Origin of the sequence: Synechococcus sp. 1G10 (genome assembly GCF_002252625.1) — a bacterium.
Lineage (GTDB): Bacteria > Cyanobacteriota > Cyanobacteriia > PCC-6307 > Cyanobiaceae > Regnicoccus_A.
Genome location: NZ_NQKW01000003.1, coordinates 131532 through 147651, shown reverse-complemented (window position 1 = coordinate 147651; position 16120 = coordinate 131532). Strand labels below are relative to the sequence as shown.

Sequence of the window (16120 nt, the reverse complement as noted above, 5' to 3'; positions counted from 1 at the left end):
GACCGTGACCACCGTGACCTCGACAACTGTCAGCACCTCGGCCAACACAGCAGCGCCCGTCCCGGCGGATCAGATTCTGATTCCTGCTGAGGCTGTTGCACCAGCTGTGCCCGGGAGGCTCAGCGGCGCCGACGCCCTGATGGATGCGCTTCACCGCCACGGCGTCACCGACGTGTTCGGCTATCCCGGCGGAGCGATTCTGCCCATCTACGACGCCCTGCACAAGGCCGAGAGTCGGGGCTGGCTCAAGCATGTGCTGGTCCGACACGAACAGGGGGGCGCCCACGCCGCTGACGCTTACGCCCGGGCCACCGGCCGGGTAGGTGTCTGTTTCGGCACATCTGGACCCGGGGCCACCAATCTGGTCACCGGCATCGCCACAGCCCAGATGGATTCGGTGCCCATGGTGGTGATCACCGGTCAGGTGCCCCGCGCCTCGATCGGCACCGACGCCTTCCAGGAAACCGACATCTTCGGCATCACCCTGCCGATCGTGAAGCATTCCTGGGTGGTGCGCGACCCTGTGGACATCGGCCGGATCGTGGCCGAGGCCTTCCTGATCGCCTCCACGGGCAGGCCTGGCCCGGTGCTGATCGATGTACCCAAGGATGTGGGCCTTGAGGAGTTTGACTACACCCCCGTGGAGCCGGGCGCGGCCATTCCGGCGGGATACCTGCTGCCCAATGGTCCCGCGCCTGAGGCGATCGCCAGGGCGATCGAGCTGATCCGCCAGGCGCGCCGCCCGCTTCTGTATGTGGGTGGCGGCGCCATCAGCTCCGGAGCCCACTCCTCATTGATCGCCCTGGCCCAGCGCTTCCAGCTACCGGTCACCACCACCTTGATGGGCAAGGGGGCTTTCGATGAGCGCCATCCCCTCTCGGTGGGCATGCTGGGGATGCACGGCACCGCCTATGCGAATTTCGCCGTCACCGAATGCGATCTGCTGATCGCAGCGGGGGCCCGCTTCGACGACAGGGTCACCGGACGGCTCGACAGCTTCGCCCCCCGTGCCCAGGTGATCCACATCGATATCGATGCGGCCGAGGTGGGTAAGAACCGCCTGCCTGACGTACCGATCGTCTCTGATGTGCGTCTGGCCCTGGAGGCTCTGCTGGAGGCCTCGGCAGGTGAGACCGATCACGGTCGCACTGGCCCCTGGTTGGAGCGCATCAACCGCTGGAAACGCCACTACCCGTTGGTGATCCCCACCCCGGAAGGGGCCATCGCCCCCCAGGAGGTTGTGCTTGCTCTGCGTGATCTCGCTCCGGATGCCTTCGTCACCACCGATGTGGGCCAGCACCAGATGTGGGCCGCCCAGTACCTGAACAATCCACCACGCCACTGGATCAGCAGCAGCGGCCTCGGCACCATGGGCTTCGGGCTGCCGGCAGCCATGGGCGTGCAGGTTGCCTTCCCGGACGACCAGGTGATCTGTGTGGCCGGAGACGCCAGCATCCTGATGAACATCCAGGAACTGGGCACCCTCTCCCAGTACGAACTGCCCGTGAAGGTGGTGATCCTCAACAACGGCTGGCAGGGGATGGTGAGGCAGTGGCAGGAGAGCTTTTACGGCGAGCGTTACTCCGCCTCGGAGATGACCCGCGGCATGCCTGATTTCCCCCGTCTGGCCGAGGCCTTCGGCGTGAGAGGGGTGGGAATCAGCGAGCGAGACGGCTTCCGCGAGCAGCTGGCTGAGGCCCTGGTCCATCCAGGCCCTGCCCTGATCGACGTGCGCGTACGCCGCAACGAAAACTGCTATCCGATGGTGCCACCCGGCGCCAGTAATGCTCAGATGGTGGGCCTTCCCACCCATCCGGAGCTGGCGATCGACACCACGCGCCAGTGCGGCTCCTGTGGTTTCAGCACCGAAAGTGCCCATCTCTTCTGTCCCAGCTGCGGCGCCAAGCTCTGAGTCCCCTTCCCCTGCTTCTTGCCTTGATCCTGGTGTTGGGCCTGCTGCTCAACCCCCTGACCGCCCTGCCTGCCGCTGCCGCTGAGGTACTGCAGGTGCGCAGTGGCGTGTTGCTCCAGGTAGGCGATCAGAACCGCAGCTACCCGGTTCAGCTGGGCTGCATCAGCGTCACCCCCGAGCACTCAAGGGCCGCTGAAGACTGGCTGCGCCAGGAGCTGCCACGCCGCACCCGGGTGAACCTTCGTCCCCTGGGCTCCGCAGATGGTGTGTTGCTCGCCCGTGTTCAGGTGCTGCGGGGAGGGGATGACCTGGGCTCAGGCCTGATCAGCGCAGGCCTGGCCCAGCCCTTGCCGTCGCTGATTCGCCCACAAGGCTGCCCGTCCAGCGAGGACGACCCCAAGCAACCATGAGCCTGAATCGCACTGCCAAAGGCATCGTGCTGGTCCCAACCCTTTTGCTTGGAGGTGCTTTTCTCAGCGCGGCCCTCTGGAACGGCGAAGGGTCGGAAGCGAACCGGCCCCTGGCTCTGGCCATCGCTGCGGTCCTCCTGGCCGGAGGTCTGCTCACCCAGCTGTTGCCTGAGGCCCAACCGGAGACCGAACAGGAGGACAGCTCGGATTAGGTGGTCAGACTCCTTTGCTGATGATGGGTTTCATCGGCGTGGGGCCACTGCCGGGGGAGCCCCAGCTGGGCCAGCCCCCTGGGTTCTGGACTGTTGCTGCACCAAGCGGAAGTACTCCGGTGTTGGGTAGAAGGCATAGGTGTCCTTGCTCTGTTTCACGATCTGATCCATCACGGCACTGAGATCTGCGGCTTGAATCGTGAGCTTGTTGCGATCGGGAATGGTTGCCATCGCCTTCTGCAACGAGGCGTAGTCGAAGAAGAAGAGTCCGCGTTCCCCCTGGGGAGTTTTGACGGTGATCAGCGGCTTGGTGAAGAACACCGGCACGGAGAGCCCTTCCTGGATCGCCTTCTGATCAAGGCCCTGCTTGCCCAGCAGCGTGCGGGCCTGGCTCAGATCTGATGGTGCTGGAACCACCGGTGAGAGCAGTTTGCGGTCCTTCAGCGACTTGTTGAGCTCCTGCACCCGCTCCAGCGCCACGTTCATGGGCATGGGCAGCACCCCAGCCTTGATGGTGGGGTTGGTCTTGAGAAAGGCGGCCAGTTCCTGCTCGGCTTTGCCCCGATCAAGGAACAGAGGCAGTACCAGGGCCTTGTCCCGTTGCAGGGGCAGGGGGATTCCCTTGGAATCGGTGAGCACGAACACCGGGATCACAGCCAGCTTTTTCATGGCCTCCTGCTGGGGAATGGCCAGCGCCGGCAGGGGCTGAAACAGGCCCACCAGCCCCGCGCAGCCCAGACCGCAGCTGCTCAGCAGAGCAATCAGGCGACGACGACGAGACGATCGCTCTGGGGAGGTGAGACGTGAATCCTGCAATGGAACGGTTGGGCCCGGCATGCGTCCCTCATCGAGATAGCGAAGCCTAGGAACGGAGCGGCACGTAATCTCGCTGGGCTGGACGGTATGGGCCATGACCACTGGCGGACTGGGAAGCGGGCCACCACCCTCCCCAGAGCACGGGTTGCGTCCTCCCCTCTGGAGTGTCGGTGTCGGTCTGGCGGCCGTGCTCGTCGGGGTTCAGAGCCTGGCGGCCAGCACCCCCTTCCCCCAGGAGGTGCTGATGCTGCTGCCCAGTGAGGGGTTGCTGGCGGGGGTGGGAGATAGCCTCCGCCGCGGCTACGGACTGGCCATGGAGGAAACCAGGACCTGTGGCCTGCGCTCCCCCACCCTGGGACTGGGCTGGCTTCCGCCGGAGCAGGATCCCGAAGCTTTGTTGCTCGGTGTCCCGATGCCTGAGCTGTTGATCGCTCCCCCTGCGGTCAATCTGCTGTCCTTCGGACGGCTCGCCCAGAGCCGGGGGGTGAACGTGTTGCTGCCATTGCAACGGGGCTACTCCCTGCAGCGGCTCCCCAGCCAGGTGGGCGCCGACAGAATCTGGCCGGTGCTGCCGTCCCGCAGCCTTGAGGCCGACCGCCTGGCGAGGGGCCTGCTGGAGGACAACAAGGGCAAGGTGATGGTCATTCATGACGGTGGAGCGGAGCAGGCGGCCCTGGCGGATCGCTTCGTCGAGACGATTCAGGGCAGCGGAGGCTGGACCGTCGGTCCCACCAACGAACCCGAGGCAATCGTGGATCCCGACGTCAAGGTGCTGGCCCAGTTGCGCGATGACGTGGGCTGGTACACCCCTTCCTCCCTGGTGGTGATGACAACCCCCGGCAGCCCCCTGGCCCGGGCCGTCGCCAAACTCGACCTCCCAGAGAACCTGACTCTGGTCTGGCCGTTCCCTGTGCGTGAGCCCTTGCCCCTGTCCCAACTGGGGGTCGACTCGCTCAGCCGCGGGCCGGGCTGGGACCGCTTCGAGCTGGCCTTCAAGAAGCGCCATGGTTACACCCCTGGACTGGTGGAGGCCGCCGGCTTCGACACAGGCCAGCTGGTGGCGGTCTCTTCGCTCGCAGGGCAGAAGTCGAGGAGCTGGACGCTGGATTGGCTGGATTCCAAGGCCAGACCCCTCGATCTCTGCGACGCTCTCAAGGCCCGCCGTGCCGGCAAGCCGGTGGCCCTGCGCGGGGCCGCCAGCCGCCTTGATCTCGCACCCGGCACTCCTCCGGCCGGTGAGTTGCGGCTGACGCCGCTGAAAGCCGACCCGGGGGCCAGCCGTTCCTAACGTGAGTTTCTGTGCGAGTCGATCGCCATGGACCCCAATCAGGCCACCCTCACGTCTCCCCTGAGCGAAGCACCCCTGCTGCGGCCCTTTGAGGAGGTGGGCATCGACGCCATTGCTGAAGTGGGCGGCAAGAACGCTTCTCTGGGGGAAATGATCCGGGAGCTGGCCAGCGAGGGAGTGAAGGTGCCTGGTGGCTTCGCCACCACTGCAGCCGCCTACCGCCTGTTCCTGAGGCGCAATGACCTTGAGGCTCCCCTGAGAGACATTCTGGCGAACCTCGACAGCGGCAATCTCACAGCTCTGCAGCAGGCCGGCCAGCGCGCACGGGAGCTGATTCTTGGGGCGGCCCTGCCACCGGAGCTCAGCGATGCAGTTGCGGCGGCCTACGCCGGACTGGGGGCCGGGCCGGTGGCGGTGCGCTCGAGTGCCACTGCGGAGGATCTGCCCGATGCCAGCTTCGCCGGCCAGCAGGAGACCTACCTGAACGTGCGAGGAGATAAGGATCTGCTGGCCGCCTGCCTGCGTTGCTACAGCTCCCTGTTCACCGATCGCGCCATCTCTTACCGCCAGATCAATGGCTTCGATCACCTGGAGGTGGCCCTCTCGATCGGTGTCCAACGGATGGTGCGCTCAGATCTGGGCGCCGCTGGAGTGATGTTCACCATTGACACCGAAACCGGCTTCCGCAACGCCGTGCTGCTCAATGCGGCCTATGGCCTGGGCGAGAACGTGGTTCAGGGAGCCGTGAATCCCGATGAAATCCTGCTGTTCAAGCCCACCCTGCGTGAGGGCTATGCCGCAATCGTGAGCAAGCGCCTGGGCAGCAAGGCGATCCGCATGGTGTATGGCGAAGGCGGCACGGTACGCAACGAACCTGTGCCGCCCCCGGAGCGCGGCCGTTATGCCATCAGCGATGAAGAGGCCCTCACCCTGGGCCGCTGGGCCTGCCTGATCGAGGACCACTACAGCGCTCACCATGGGACGGCCACACCGATGGACATCGAGTGGGCCCGCGATGGGGAAAGCGGTGAGCTTTTCATTCTTCAGGCACGTCCTGAAACGGTCGAATCCAGACGCTCGGGATCGGTGCTCTGCCGCTGGCATCTCAAGCCCCATCAGGCGGAGCTGATCACCCAGGGACGCGCCATCGGCGCCTCGATCAGCAGTGGCCGCGCCCGGGTGATCCTCAACCCCAGTGGCATCGACCGCTTCGAAGTGGGTGATCTGCTGGTGACCGAGCGCACCGATCCCGACTGGGAACCAATCCTGAAGAAGGCCAGGGGGGTGATCACCAACCAGGGGGGGCGCACCTGCCACGCCGCAATCATTGCCCGGGAGATGGGCATCACCGCCGTGGTGGGCTGTGGTGACGCTACGGAGCGCATCAAGGATGGTGAAGCGATCACGATCAGCTGCGCCGAAGGGGAGGACGGCATGGTCTACCGGGGACTTCTGCGCTACGAGATGGAGGAGCAGAAGCTCGAGCAGCTGCCCCCCACGCGCACCCGCATCCTGATGAACGTGGGCAACCCGGAGAAGGCCTTCCGCTTCGCGGCCATCCCCTGTGATGGCGTCGGCTTGGCCCGGTTGGAGTTCATCATCGCCAACCACATCCGGGTTCACCCGATGGCCTTGCTGCAGCCCGAGCGGGTGAGCGATCCAGCGGAGCGCGAGGCCATTGCCAACCTGACTGCCGGCTACGACGATCCCACTGAGTACTACGTGGACCGGCTCGCCCAGGGCATGGCGCGGATCGCGGCGGCTTTCCATCCCAGGCCGGTGGTGTTGCGCTTTTCCGACTTCAAGAGCAACGAGTACGCCCGCCTGCTCGGTGGCCAGGCCTTCGAGCCCAGCGAAGCCAATCCGATGATCGGCTGGCGGGGAGCTGCTCGCTACACCTCCCCGGGATTCCGGGCCGCCTTCGGTCTGGAATGCCGCGCCCTGCTGAGGGTTCGACGCCAGATGGGACTGCGCAACACCATCCCGATGGTGCCCTTCTGCCGTACCCCGGAGGAGGGTGAGCGGGTGCTCAAGGAGATGGCCCGCCACGGCCTGGTACGCGGCAAGGACGATCTCAAGGTGTATGTGATGTGCGAGCTGCCCAGCAACGTGATCGGCGCCGAAGCCTTTTCGAAGCATTTCGATGGGTTTTCGATCGGCACCAACGACCTCACCCAGCTCACCCTGGGCATCGACCGCGACTCCTCTCTGGTGGCGGACCTCTTCGATGAACGTCATCCGATCGTGGAGGAGATGATCCGTCTCGCCATCCACGCTGCCCACCGCTGCGGTCGTCCGATCGGCCTCTGCGGCCAGGCCCCCAGCGACTACCCCGAGTTTGCCCGCTTTCTCGTGAAGGAAGGCATCGATTCGATCAGCCTCAATCCCGATGCGGTGATCGCTACTCGTCTGGCGATCGCGGCGATCGAGGCCGAACTGGCGGCGGCAAGCTGAAGCAGCTGGTTGGAATTTGCCGGGACAGGTCCTGAGTCGGGAGCTCTGATCGGGGATGTAGCCGATCAACAACGCTTAACGGAGCCATAGGCAATGCAACTTCATTGGCTCTCAGCAGCGCACCGGAAGCCCTAAGGTTCTGCGAATCTCCCGCGCACCGCACAACGCGATGACCGTCCCCTTCTTCGAGACGGCCTGGCTTATTCCTCTATACCCGTTGCTCGGCGGTTTGCTTTCCTTCCTCTGGTCTCCTGGCCTGATCAGCCAGAGCGGTCCGAGGCCTGCTGGGTATCTCAACCTGCTGATGAATGGTCTGGCCTTCGGCCATGGCCTCCTTGCCTGGATTGGGTGTTCAGGCCGCTCGCTGAGCTTCAGCTGGACCTGGCTGTCCACCGCCGGGCTCACGATCAATTTTGACGCGACGATCGATCGCAGCGTATTGATCGCCATGACGATGATCTGCGGCGTTCATCTCTTCGCACAGGTCTATGCTATTGGCTACCTGGAAATGGATTGGGGTTGGCCTCGCTTCTTTGGTTCGCTGAATCTTTTCGAAGCAGGCCTTTGCGCCCTGGTGCTCACCGATTCGCTCTTCTTCTCCTATGTCGTCCTGGAGCTGCTCACCCTGGGGACTTACCTGATCGTCGGCACCTGGTACAACCAGTCGCTGGTGATCAAGGGGGCCCGGGATGCCTTCCTCACCAAACGGGTGGGCGACCTCGTGTTGCTCGCGGGTGTGATCGCCCTGCTGCCGCTGGCGGGCAGCTGGAACTTCAATGACCTGGCTGTGTGGGCCGCTCAGGCTGAGCCTTCGCCGGTCCTCACCCTGATCCTGATTGCCCTGGTGGCTGGCCCGATGGGCAAATGCGCCCAGATTCCCCTCCACCTCTGGCTGGATGAGGCCATGGAGGGTCCTCTGCCCTCCACGATCCTGCGCAGTTCGGTGGTGGTGGCCGGTGGCGCCTGGGTCCTGCTTCGTCTTCAACCCCTGCTGGCCATCAGCCCCATAGCCCAGGCTTTTCTCGTGGTGGTGGGCGGCACCACGGCTCTGGTGGGTGCCCTGATCGCCCTGGCCCAGGTCGACATCAAACGCGCCCTCTCGTTTCTGGTGAGCAGCTGGTTCGGCCTGTTGTTCATGGCCGTGGGTTGCGGGGCCGTGGATGCGGCCTGGCACATGCTGCTGATCTATCCCCTGCCGATGGCTCTGCTGCTGATGGCGGTGGGCACGGTGATCACCAGCAATGTCACCCAGGACCTCACCCAGCTGGGGGGGCTCTGGTCGAGGCGGCCGCTCACGGGCCTGGCCTTTCTCGTGGGTGCGGCCGGCCTTGTGGCCCTGCCTCCCCTGGCCGGCTTTGGAGCCTTGAACCAACTGGCCGGTTCCCTCTTCGATGGGCCTGCTCCGGCTGCCCTGCTGGCGGTCCTGCTGCTCACCAACGCCCTGATCAGCGCCGGACTGGTGCGAATTTTCCGGCGGATCTGGGGAGGAACCCCCTCGGTGTTCACGATCCGCTCGGCCGAAGTGCTCTGGCTGATGGTGCTCCCCACCATGGTTGGAGCGGGAATGGTGCTGCATCTGCCTGTGCTGCTGGCACCCACCGAGTTCGGCGCCATCAACTGGAGCCCCATGGCCGTGCCTCTGCTTGCCTCGACCCTGCTGGGAGGAGCCCTTACCTGGCAGCAGCTACCCCATCCTCTCGACGGCCTGCAGCACTGGCTGGCGGCCGATCTGCACACTGAAACCTTTTACCGCCGCACCGTGGTGGGTCTGGTGGTTGTGCTGGCAGCGGCCAGCCGCTGGGTTGATCGCCGTCTGGTCGATGGCTTCAGCGACCGCAGTGGCGGTCTGACCATGGAAGGGGCTCGCCGGCTCAGCTACAGCACCTCAGGCCGGGTGCAGGGCTACGCCCTCACCGTGCTCGTGGGCGTGCTGCTGATGGGGGTCTGGTTCCTCGTCCGTCAGCTGGCCCTGGCACCCTCCCCACTTCATTTCTGAAGCCCGACTCCCCAGCCGTCAACTCCGATGTTGCTTCTGCTCCTGTTGCTTCCGCTGGCGGCCGCGCTTGCGATGGTCGTCGCTCCAGCTGGGCCCTCGCCCCGACGTCTGGCCCTTCTGATCCCCTGTCTGCAGCTGCTGCTTCTGGTCAGGATGGTGACGGAGCCCGCAAGCGATCTGAGGCTGGCGTGGCTGCCCCAGCTCGGCCTCGACTTTCATCTCGGCCAGGATGGCCTTTCGCTTCCCCTGGTGGGCCTCACCTCTCTGCTGACCCTGATGGCCGTTGCTGCCACCAGCCTGGGGATGCCGCGGCAGCGGCTGTTCTTCTCCCTGGTGATGGCCACCAACCTCGGGCTTCAGGGGGCACTGCTCGCCCGCAACGGGCTGCTCTTCGTGCTGGCCTTCGAGTTGATCCTGATTCCCACCACCTTGCTGATCGCGATCTGGGGCCATGAGCGCAGCCGCGAGGCCGCGATTCGCTACCTGCTTTACGGCGCCGCCTCGGGAGTGGCCCTGTTGGCGGCGGTGCTGGCCCTTGGCTTGCTCAATCGCAATGGGTTCAGCTTCGCCTACGCAGACCTGGCGACAGCGGTGCTGCCCCAGGGCTCCAAGGTCTGGATCCTGGGGCTGCTGATCCTGGCTTTTGGCTTGAAGCTACCGGCGGTCCCCCTGCATGGTTGGCAGCCCCTGGCTTACAGCGAATCCTCCTCACCGGTGGCGATGCTGCTGGCCGGAGCGGTCTCCAAGCTCGGGGCCTACGGCCTGCTGCGCTTCGGGGTGGGCTTCATGGGTGACACCTGGGAGGCCTGGTCGCCTCTGATCGCTGTGGCGGGCACCGCCGGTGCTGTGTATGGAGCTCTGAACGCCATCGCCCAGACCGACATGCGCCGGCTGGTGGCCTACAGCTCCCTCGGCCACATGGGTCTGCTGCTGCTCGCCATGGCGGCCGCCACCCCCTTGAGCCTTCAGGGAGCCGTCGCCCAGCTGCTGGCCCACGGCCTGATCTCCTCACTGCTGTTCTGCGTGGTTGGTCTGATCGAAGCCAAGACCGGCACCACCGAGATCGCCGAACTGTCCGGCCTGCTCAACCCCCTGCGGGGCCTGCCCTTCACCCTGGGGATTTTCCTGCTGGCCCTGATGGCCGCCGCAGGTCTGCCCGGCATGGTGGGCTTTGTGGCGGAACTGGTTGTCTTCCAGGGCAGCTGGACCATGTTCCCCTTGCCCACCCTCGGCTGCCTGTTCGCCTCCGGTCTAACTGCGGTGTACGCGGTTCGCCTGTTCAACAGGGTGGGCTTCGGCAAGCTTGACAACGCCAAGGCCTTCTATCCAGCCACCACCTGGTCCGAGCGACTACCTGCCCTGGCCCTCTCCACTCTGGTGTTGGTGGGTGGCCTCTGGCCGCCGCTCACCCTGGGCTGGAGTGAATCCGTCACCACATCCCTGGCTCTGCACCACCCACTGATCGCGTCCCTCCCTGCCACCTCACTCCTTCAGGAGCTCCCCTCATGACGGTGCTGACCTCAAGGCCCACGCTGCTCCCCCCCTCCACCCACCCCTTCTCCGAAGTGGTGGAGAGGCTTGAAGCCGGTGGTTCGATGCTGCCGGACACCCCAGAAAACCTTACCCAGATCATCGGCATCTACAAGGCCTACGCCGTGCCGATGGACTTCTACTGGCGGGATCTCCTTTACATCGCCGAGCGTGTATTCCTCAATCCCCTGCCGGCGTTCAAATACTTTCCCAGCCAGGAGTACCTCGATCTCCCCAATTCCTATGCCGGCGAGAGCGCCGACCTGCGCATCTGGCGGGGCGAGGCCGGAGCTCACCCCGAGCTGCTGGAGTTCATGGCGAAAGGTGAAACGCGGCGGATGCCCAAACTGCTCCATCACCTCTGGCATGACCGCATCAACATGGAGTTCGCCGAGGCCTGCATGGATGCCATGTTCTGGCACCAGGGCATGGGCGGGCGCTTCTACGACTACCTGGAGAGCGACACCTACAAGGCCAATGCCGATCGGGCAATTAAGGCCTACTTCAAGGGCAATCCCCTGATGCTGGGTCTGCACAAGCTGTTTCCGGAGATGTTTCTGGAGCAGGTGCGCAAGCTCAGTTATTACGCCAACCTCGGCCTGTTCTGGGAGGTGATGGCACCCGTCTTCTTCGAGATGAGTGATATCTATGACGAAGGGGGCTTTGCCGGGGTACCTGACGCCATGAACTTCCTGGTGAATGGCATCTTTGCCGTGGCGGGACGTCCGATTTACCATCATGTCTACATCGATGGAGAGTGTCTGGAGATCATCCCCAAATCAGAAGGATTCACCTGGCTCTACGAAGCTGCCCTGCCCTATGTAGAGGCTGTCTTCTATCGCACCGCGCCGTTTCGTGGCACCAAATCTTATAATGCCCAAGCTGGTCAAGTGCCAGACGTACAGGCCGACTTTCACTACGGCATCCTTTATGCCGATGTGTTTCCAGTGGGGTCTGCCGGCATTCCCCCTACCCTGCTGATGCAGGATATGGTGCATTTCCTGCCCCCCTATCTCAAGGAAATTTACCTCAAGCATCGTCGCGGCGAGGAAGATCAGCTGATTCAGCTGGGCATCACTTTTCAGCGCTCGATGTACAACGTGACCTCAGCGGTGATCCAGGCCCTGAGGGCGGCACTGTTCTATCCCCTGGATGATCCCGATCCAGAGCATCTTCTCGCCAACCGACGTTTCTTCGAAAGCCAGATGGATCGCTTCCTGAGGCCTGAAGCCCGGCTGCGCGATGTGCAGACCCAGGACTACCGCTGAGTTGATCCACCGTCCCTCTGACAACCACCACCGTGCCTGACATTCTCGACACCGCCCGTGCGGCGGGCTGTTTTCAGACCCTGCTGGCGGCCGTTGAGGCTGGAGGGTTGCTTGAGGCCCTGGCCAGCCCGGGACCGTTCACCGTGTTTGCTCCGGTGGATGATGCCTTTGCCGCCTTGCCGCCCGGCACCGTTCAGACCTTGGTGCAGAACCCACCCCAACTGGCGCGGATCCTCAAGTATCACGTGCTCTCGGGTCAGTATACCCGCGAGCAGCTGCTCAGCCAACCGGAATGGACCACCCTGGAGGGAGCACCGCTGCCGATCCGGCGCGCCGATCCATTCGAGGTGAAAAATGCCACTGTGAATGCCGCAGATGTGGTCTGCGACAACGGCATCGTGCATGTGATCAACCGGGTGATGTTGCCGGGCTGACCACTCCTTTTCAAAGGGGTGCGGCTCCCTGCATCAACCAGAGTCCATGCAGGCCCTCCCAGATCAGATAGGCACTGATCATCAGGGCCAGAACACCAACCAGCCACTCGCCGTGGTGCTCCATCCAACCCTCAAGTCGGCTGAGGGGGACACGGATACTGCCGCCTGTGGCGATCCAGGCCAGGGGCGGCAGCAGCAGTAATGAGCTGGCCACCGCCACGAACACACCGGTGAGTTCCAGGTCGGTGCTGACCCCCGGCTGATTGATCAACAACAAGCCGGCTTCCTTGAGGTAGAAGACCAGATTTTCTGGGGTCAGCAGGGCGCTTGCCGCTCCAATCAGGACGAGCATCGGTGCACTGAAGTCAGGCAGCCGACTCATCAGACGCATCGCCATGCCCTGCTCGCCGATGGCAGCGGCCGGAGTGAGTTGATAGAGGCCAAGTGCCATCAACACTGCAGCACCGACCAGATCGATGATCACCTGACCCCGTTCTCCGTGATTGAGAGCGAGGGCCAGGTTGTCGCCCACCACCATCAGGGCCACGATCGCCAGTCCATTGGCGCTGGCCCAACCACTCACGAAGGCCAAGGCACGCCTCAGCGGGGATTCTCCCAGCAGAAGAAGCACCACCACAGCAATGTGCAACGGGCTGAAGGCAATGCCGAACCCGAAGAGTGATGACTGACCAAACAGCGCAGCAGCGCTCAGGTGGGGGGCAGGGCCGAACAGATCAAGGCTGGGCACAGGGGGCGCCAACGCCGAAGTGACGTCATTGACCGTACTGGTCTGGCGCCCCGGAGCGCGAGGGGCAGGTGGCAGCTCAGAGGGCGATGGTGCCCGTTTCCGACGTGCGGATGCGCACGGCTTTCTCCACATTCGTCACGAAGATCTTGCCATCACCGATTTCGCCGGTGCGGGAAGGGCCCGCAATCGCTTCGATGGCTGTATCTACCTTGTCGTCGTCGACCACGACCTCAACTTTCACCTTGTTGATGAACTCCACGGTGAATTCGGTGCCGCGATAACTCTCCACCTGACCCTTCTGGCGGCCGAAGCCACGGCAGTCCGTGATGGTCATGCCGATAATGCCCGCATCGACGAGAGCCGTTTTGACAGCGTCGAGCTTGATTGGGCGAATGATGGCTTCAACCTTTTTCATGATGGAAGACAGTGAGATGACAACGTGAAGGGATGGAAGCACGGTGGGGAACACCCAGCCGCAGGGGCATTCAAGCGAACAATGCGTGTCAAGGCGGCTCCTCTCTGTAGCTGTCGAGACAGAATTCGGCCCTGCGGCCGCTTGGAGCCGATTCGGATGACGGCTTTCCCCAGGGACTGGATTCTGGTCGGTGGGGCTCTTACCAAACCCCTGCGAAGCTGAAGAATCGTCCGCGGCGTTCTCACCCATGGCCGCCCCCAGCAGGGATCTGATCGCGGAGATCCTGCAACGCACCGGCGAACACCTGCTGCTGGTGGGCCTGGCCATGGCTGTGGCCCTGGCCATCAGCCTGCCTGCCGGCCTCTGGATTCAGTCGCGCCCTCGCTGGTCAGGCCCGGCGCTGGCCCTGGCGGGAATGATCCAGACGATCCCCAGCCTGGCGATCTTCGGCCTGCTGATCACGGTGCCCGTTCTGGGGGGCATCGGGCCCGTGCCGGCTGTGGTGGCGCTGGTGCTCTACGCGCTCCTGCCCCTGCTGCGCTCCATCGTGACGGGCCTGGCCGGAGTACCCCCGGGCCTGCGCGAAGCCGGCCAGGCCCTGGGTCTCAGCAAGGGAGAGGTGCTGCGCCACGTGGAGCTGCCCCTGGCCCTCCCGGTGATCGTGGCCGGGATCCGGGTGGCCACAGTGATCAGCGTTGGGGTCGCCACGATCGCCGCCGCGATCGGTGGAGGCGGGCTCGGCGTGTTCATCTTCCGCGGGCTGGCCACGGTGAACAATGGCCTGATCCTGGCGGGGGCAATTCCAGCTGCGCTGCTGGCCCTCGCCGCGGATACCGCCATCGGCCTGTTGCAGGGACGCACGCCACGGCGCTGGCCGCTGAAGCCATGGGGATGGGGACGTCGCCGCTCCTGGCTGGCTGCCGGCCTGGGGGCATTTTGGTTGCTCTGGTGGCAGCTACCTGGCTGGGGTTTGCACCCTTCTCCGTTGGCCCCGAAGCGGCCGGGCGGATCACGATCGGATCCAAGAGTTTCACCGAGCAGATCCTGCTGGGGGAGTTGCTCGCTCAGCAGATTGAGCGCCACAGCAGCCTGCAGGTGGACAGGCAGTTCAGCCTGGGGGGAACGGCGATCTGCCAGGAGGCTGTCCGCAGCGGTCGCATCGCCGCTTACGTGGAATACACCGGCACCGCCTGGATGACGATCCTGCAGCAACCGCCCGTACATGAGGCGAGGACGGTGTGGGAGCGGACCCGACGGCTCTACCGGGACCGCTTCGATCTGGAGGTGTTCCCATCACTGGGTTTCGAAAATACGTTTGCAGTGCTGGTGCGTCAGGAGACCGCTCGGCATCTCAAGCTGACCACGATCTCTCAGGCGGCCGTCCACACCCCAGGCTGGAGAGCTGGATTCGGCTATGAATTTCTGAACAGGCCCGATGGCTACAAGGGCCTGGCCAGCAGCTATGGCCTGCGTTTTGCAAAGCGCCCGGTCTCGATGGACCTGGGTCTGACTTATCGCGCTCTGGCCGATGCTCAGGTTGATCTGATCGCCGGCGATTCCACCAATGGCCTGATCCCCAGTCTCAGGCTCACGGCCCTGGTGGACGACCGCCACTACTTTCCGCCCTACGAGGCTGTGCCCGTGGTCAATGGCGCCAGCCTTCGGCGTCACCCGGAGATCGGCCGCGCCATTGGCAGTCTTGAGGGAAAACTCAACGCCCAGACAATGCAGCAGCTGAATGCCCGTGTGGACCAGAACGGAGAAGCTGTGGGGCAGGTGGTGCGCAGCTTCCTTAACGACCTCAAGACATCCGGCGTTCATTGAGAGACCAGCCCGGGATCACGGCCAGGTACCTCTGCGAAGTCCGGCACTATCTCCAGGCCTCTGGACCCTCAGAGAATCTGGGCCAGGAACTGACGGCTGCGCTCGTGCTGGGGGTTGGTGAAAAACGTTTCAGGAGCGGCCTCCTCCACAATCTGGCCTTCCGACATCAGCACCACCCGGTGGGCCACCTCGCGGGCGAAGCCCATTTCATGAGTCACCACCACCATTGTCATGCCGTCGGCGGCCAGGCCGCGCATCACCTCCAGCACCTCGCCCACCATCTCCGGATCCAGGGCACTGGTGGGTTCATCGAAGAGCAGGATCCTCGGTTCCATGCAGAGTGAGCGGGCAATCGCGACACGCTGCTGCTGGCCGCCCGAGAGCTGCCCTGGGTATTTGCTGGCCTGCTCAGCAATGCCGACACGCTCCAGCAGGGCCATGGCCTGGGTTTCCACCTCACTTCGCCGCCGCTTGCGCACCACCACCGGGGCCAGGCTGAGGTTCTCCAGCACCGTGAGGTGGGGGAAGAGGTTGAACTGCTGAAACACCATGCCGGTGTCGCAGCGGATCGCATCGATGTTGCGCAGGTCGTTGGAGAGGGCGATCCCATCCACGCTGATGGAACCTTCCTGGAACTCCTCAAGGGCGTTGAAGGTGCGGATGAAGGTGCTCTTGCCGGAGCCCGAGGGGCCCATGATCACCACCACTTCTCCCTTCGACACGCTCAGATCGACGCCGCGCAGGGCGTGGAAGCCATTGGGGTACCACTTCTGCACCCCACGGGCCTCGATCATCGGCTGGGTGGATGGCATG

The 16120-nt window shown here is 64.2% G+C and carries 14 protein-coding genes and 1 pseudogene; 11 read left to right on the top strand and 4 right to left on the bottom strand.

The genetic code is table 11. The annotated features are described in order from the left end of the window. The first annotated feature begins 139 nt into the window (after positions 1–139). The 3 genes from ilvB to CJZ82_RS04155 are packed head-to-tail and all read left to right on the top strand — an operon-like array spanning position 140 to position 2534. A complete protein-coding gene (ilvB, locus tag CJZ82_RS04165; protein WP_233130051.1) occupies positions 140–1912 on the top strand; it encodes a biosynthetic-type acetolactate synthase large subunit in 1773 nt (590 codons plus the stop codon). Between the two features lie 23 nt (positions 1913–1935). Then, a complete protein-coding gene (locus CJZ82_RS04160) occupies positions 1936–2322 on the top strand; it encodes a hypothetical protein (protein WP_094554526.1) in 387 nt (128 codons plus the stop codon). Beyond that, positions 2319–2534 carry a GIVxVP protein gene (locus tag CJZ82_RS04155; RefSeq protein WP_094554525.1) on the top strand — a complete coding sequence of 72 codons (216 nt, stop codon included), beginning with the start codon at positions 2319–2321 and terminating at the stop codon, positions 2532–2534. Before CJZ82_RS04160 ends, CJZ82_RS04155 begins: the two co-directional genes overlap by 4 nt. 30 nt (positions 2535–2564) lie before the next feature. On the opposite strand, the gene CJZ82_RS04150 is transcribed toward CJZ82_RS04155, so the two are convergent. Then, the gene (locus tag CJZ82_RS04150; RefSeq protein WP_233130034.1) at positions 2565–3350 is read right to left on the bottom strand and encodes a Tic22 family protein; all 786 of its coding nucleotides are present in this window, start codon (positions 3348–3350) and stop codon (positions 2565–2567) included. 145 nt (positions 3351–3495) lie between these two features. Between CJZ82_RS04150 and CJZ82_RS04145 the strand changes: the two genes are divergently transcribed. The 6 genes from CJZ82_RS04145 to CJZ82_RS04120 all read left to right on the top strand — a co-directional run bounded on the left by CJZ82_RS04145 (position 3496) and on the right by CJZ82_RS04120 (position 12320). Further along, entirely contained in the window at positions 3496–4638 is a 1143-nt protein-coding gene (locus tag CJZ82_RS04145) for a histidine kinase (protein WP_094554523.1), read from the top strand. Positions 4639–4665: 27 nt separating this feature from the next. Beyond that, positions 4666–7092 (top strand): phosphoenolpyruvate synthase, encoded by a 2427-nt coding sequence (ppsA, locus tag CJZ82_RS04140; protein ID WP_198949651.1) that lies wholly within the window; start codon positions 4666–4668, stop codon positions 7090–7092. A 169-nt stretch (positions 7093–7261) separates the two neighbouring features. Further along, on the top strand, positions 7262–9088 hold the full coding sequence (locus CJZ82_RS04135) for an NAD(P)H-quinone oxidoreductase subunit F (RefSeq protein WP_094554522.1): 1827 nt from the start codon (positions 7262–7264) through the stop codon (positions 9086–9088). A gap of 27 nt (positions 9089–9115) precedes the next feature. Next, a complete protein-coding gene (locus tag CJZ82_RS04130; RefSeq protein ID WP_094554521.1) occupies positions 9116–10597 on the top strand; it encodes an NADH-quinone oxidoreductase subunit M in 1482 nt (493 codons plus the stop codon). Beyond that, on the top strand, positions 10594–11886 hold the full coding sequence (locus tag CJZ82_RS04125; protein WP_094554520.1) for a CO2 hydration protein: 1293 nt from the start codon (positions 10594–10596) through the stop codon (positions 11884–11886). The genes CJZ82_RS04130 and CJZ82_RS04125 overlap by 4 nt, the downstream gene beginning before the upstream one ends. Positions 11887–11918: 32 nt before the next feature. After that, complete coding sequence (locus tag CJZ82_RS04120; protein ID WP_094554519.1) at positions 11919–12320, top strand: fasciclin domain-containing protein; 402 nt, start codon at positions 11919–11921, stop codon at positions 12318–12320. 10 nt (positions 12321–12330) lie between these two features. Here CJZ82_RS04120 and CJZ82_RS04115 read toward each other — a convergent pair whose 3' ends face one another. Beyond that, positions 12331–13068, bottom strand: coding sequence for a GAP family protein (locus CJZ82_RS04115; RefSeq protein ID WP_094554518.1), 738 nt, complete (start codon positions 13066–13068; stop codon positions 12331–12333). A 76-nt stretch (positions 13069–13144) separates the two neighbouring features. Further along, positions 13145–13483, bottom strand: a complete 339-nt coding sequence (locus CJZ82_RS04110; protein ID WP_094554517.1) for a P-II family nitrogen regulator — start codon at positions 13481–13483, stop codon at positions 13145–13147. Between the two features lie 247 nt (positions 13484–13730). Here CJZ82_RS04110 and CJZ82_RS18830 point away from each other — a divergent pair. Then, a pseudogene (locus tag CJZ82_RS18830) lies at positions 13731–14279 on the top strand (ABC transporter permease); the annotation flags it as partial. An 89-nt stretch (positions 14280–14368) separates the two neighbouring features. Continuing rightward, positions 14369–15307 (top strand): glycine betaine ABC transporter substrate-binding protein, encoded by a 939-nt coding sequence (locus CJZ82_RS18825; protein ID WP_369820016.1) that lies wholly within the window; start codon positions 14369–14371, stop codon positions 15305–15307. Between the two features lie 68 nt (positions 15308–15375). Here CJZ82_RS18825 and CJZ82_RS04100 read toward each other — a convergent pair whose 3' ends face one another. Next, positions 15376–16119, bottom strand: coding sequence for an amino acid ABC transporter ATP-binding protein (locus CJZ82_RS04100; RefSeq protein WP_304442151.1), 744 nt, complete (start codon positions 16117–16119; stop codon positions 15376–15378). Position 16120 lies beyond the last annotated feature (1 nt).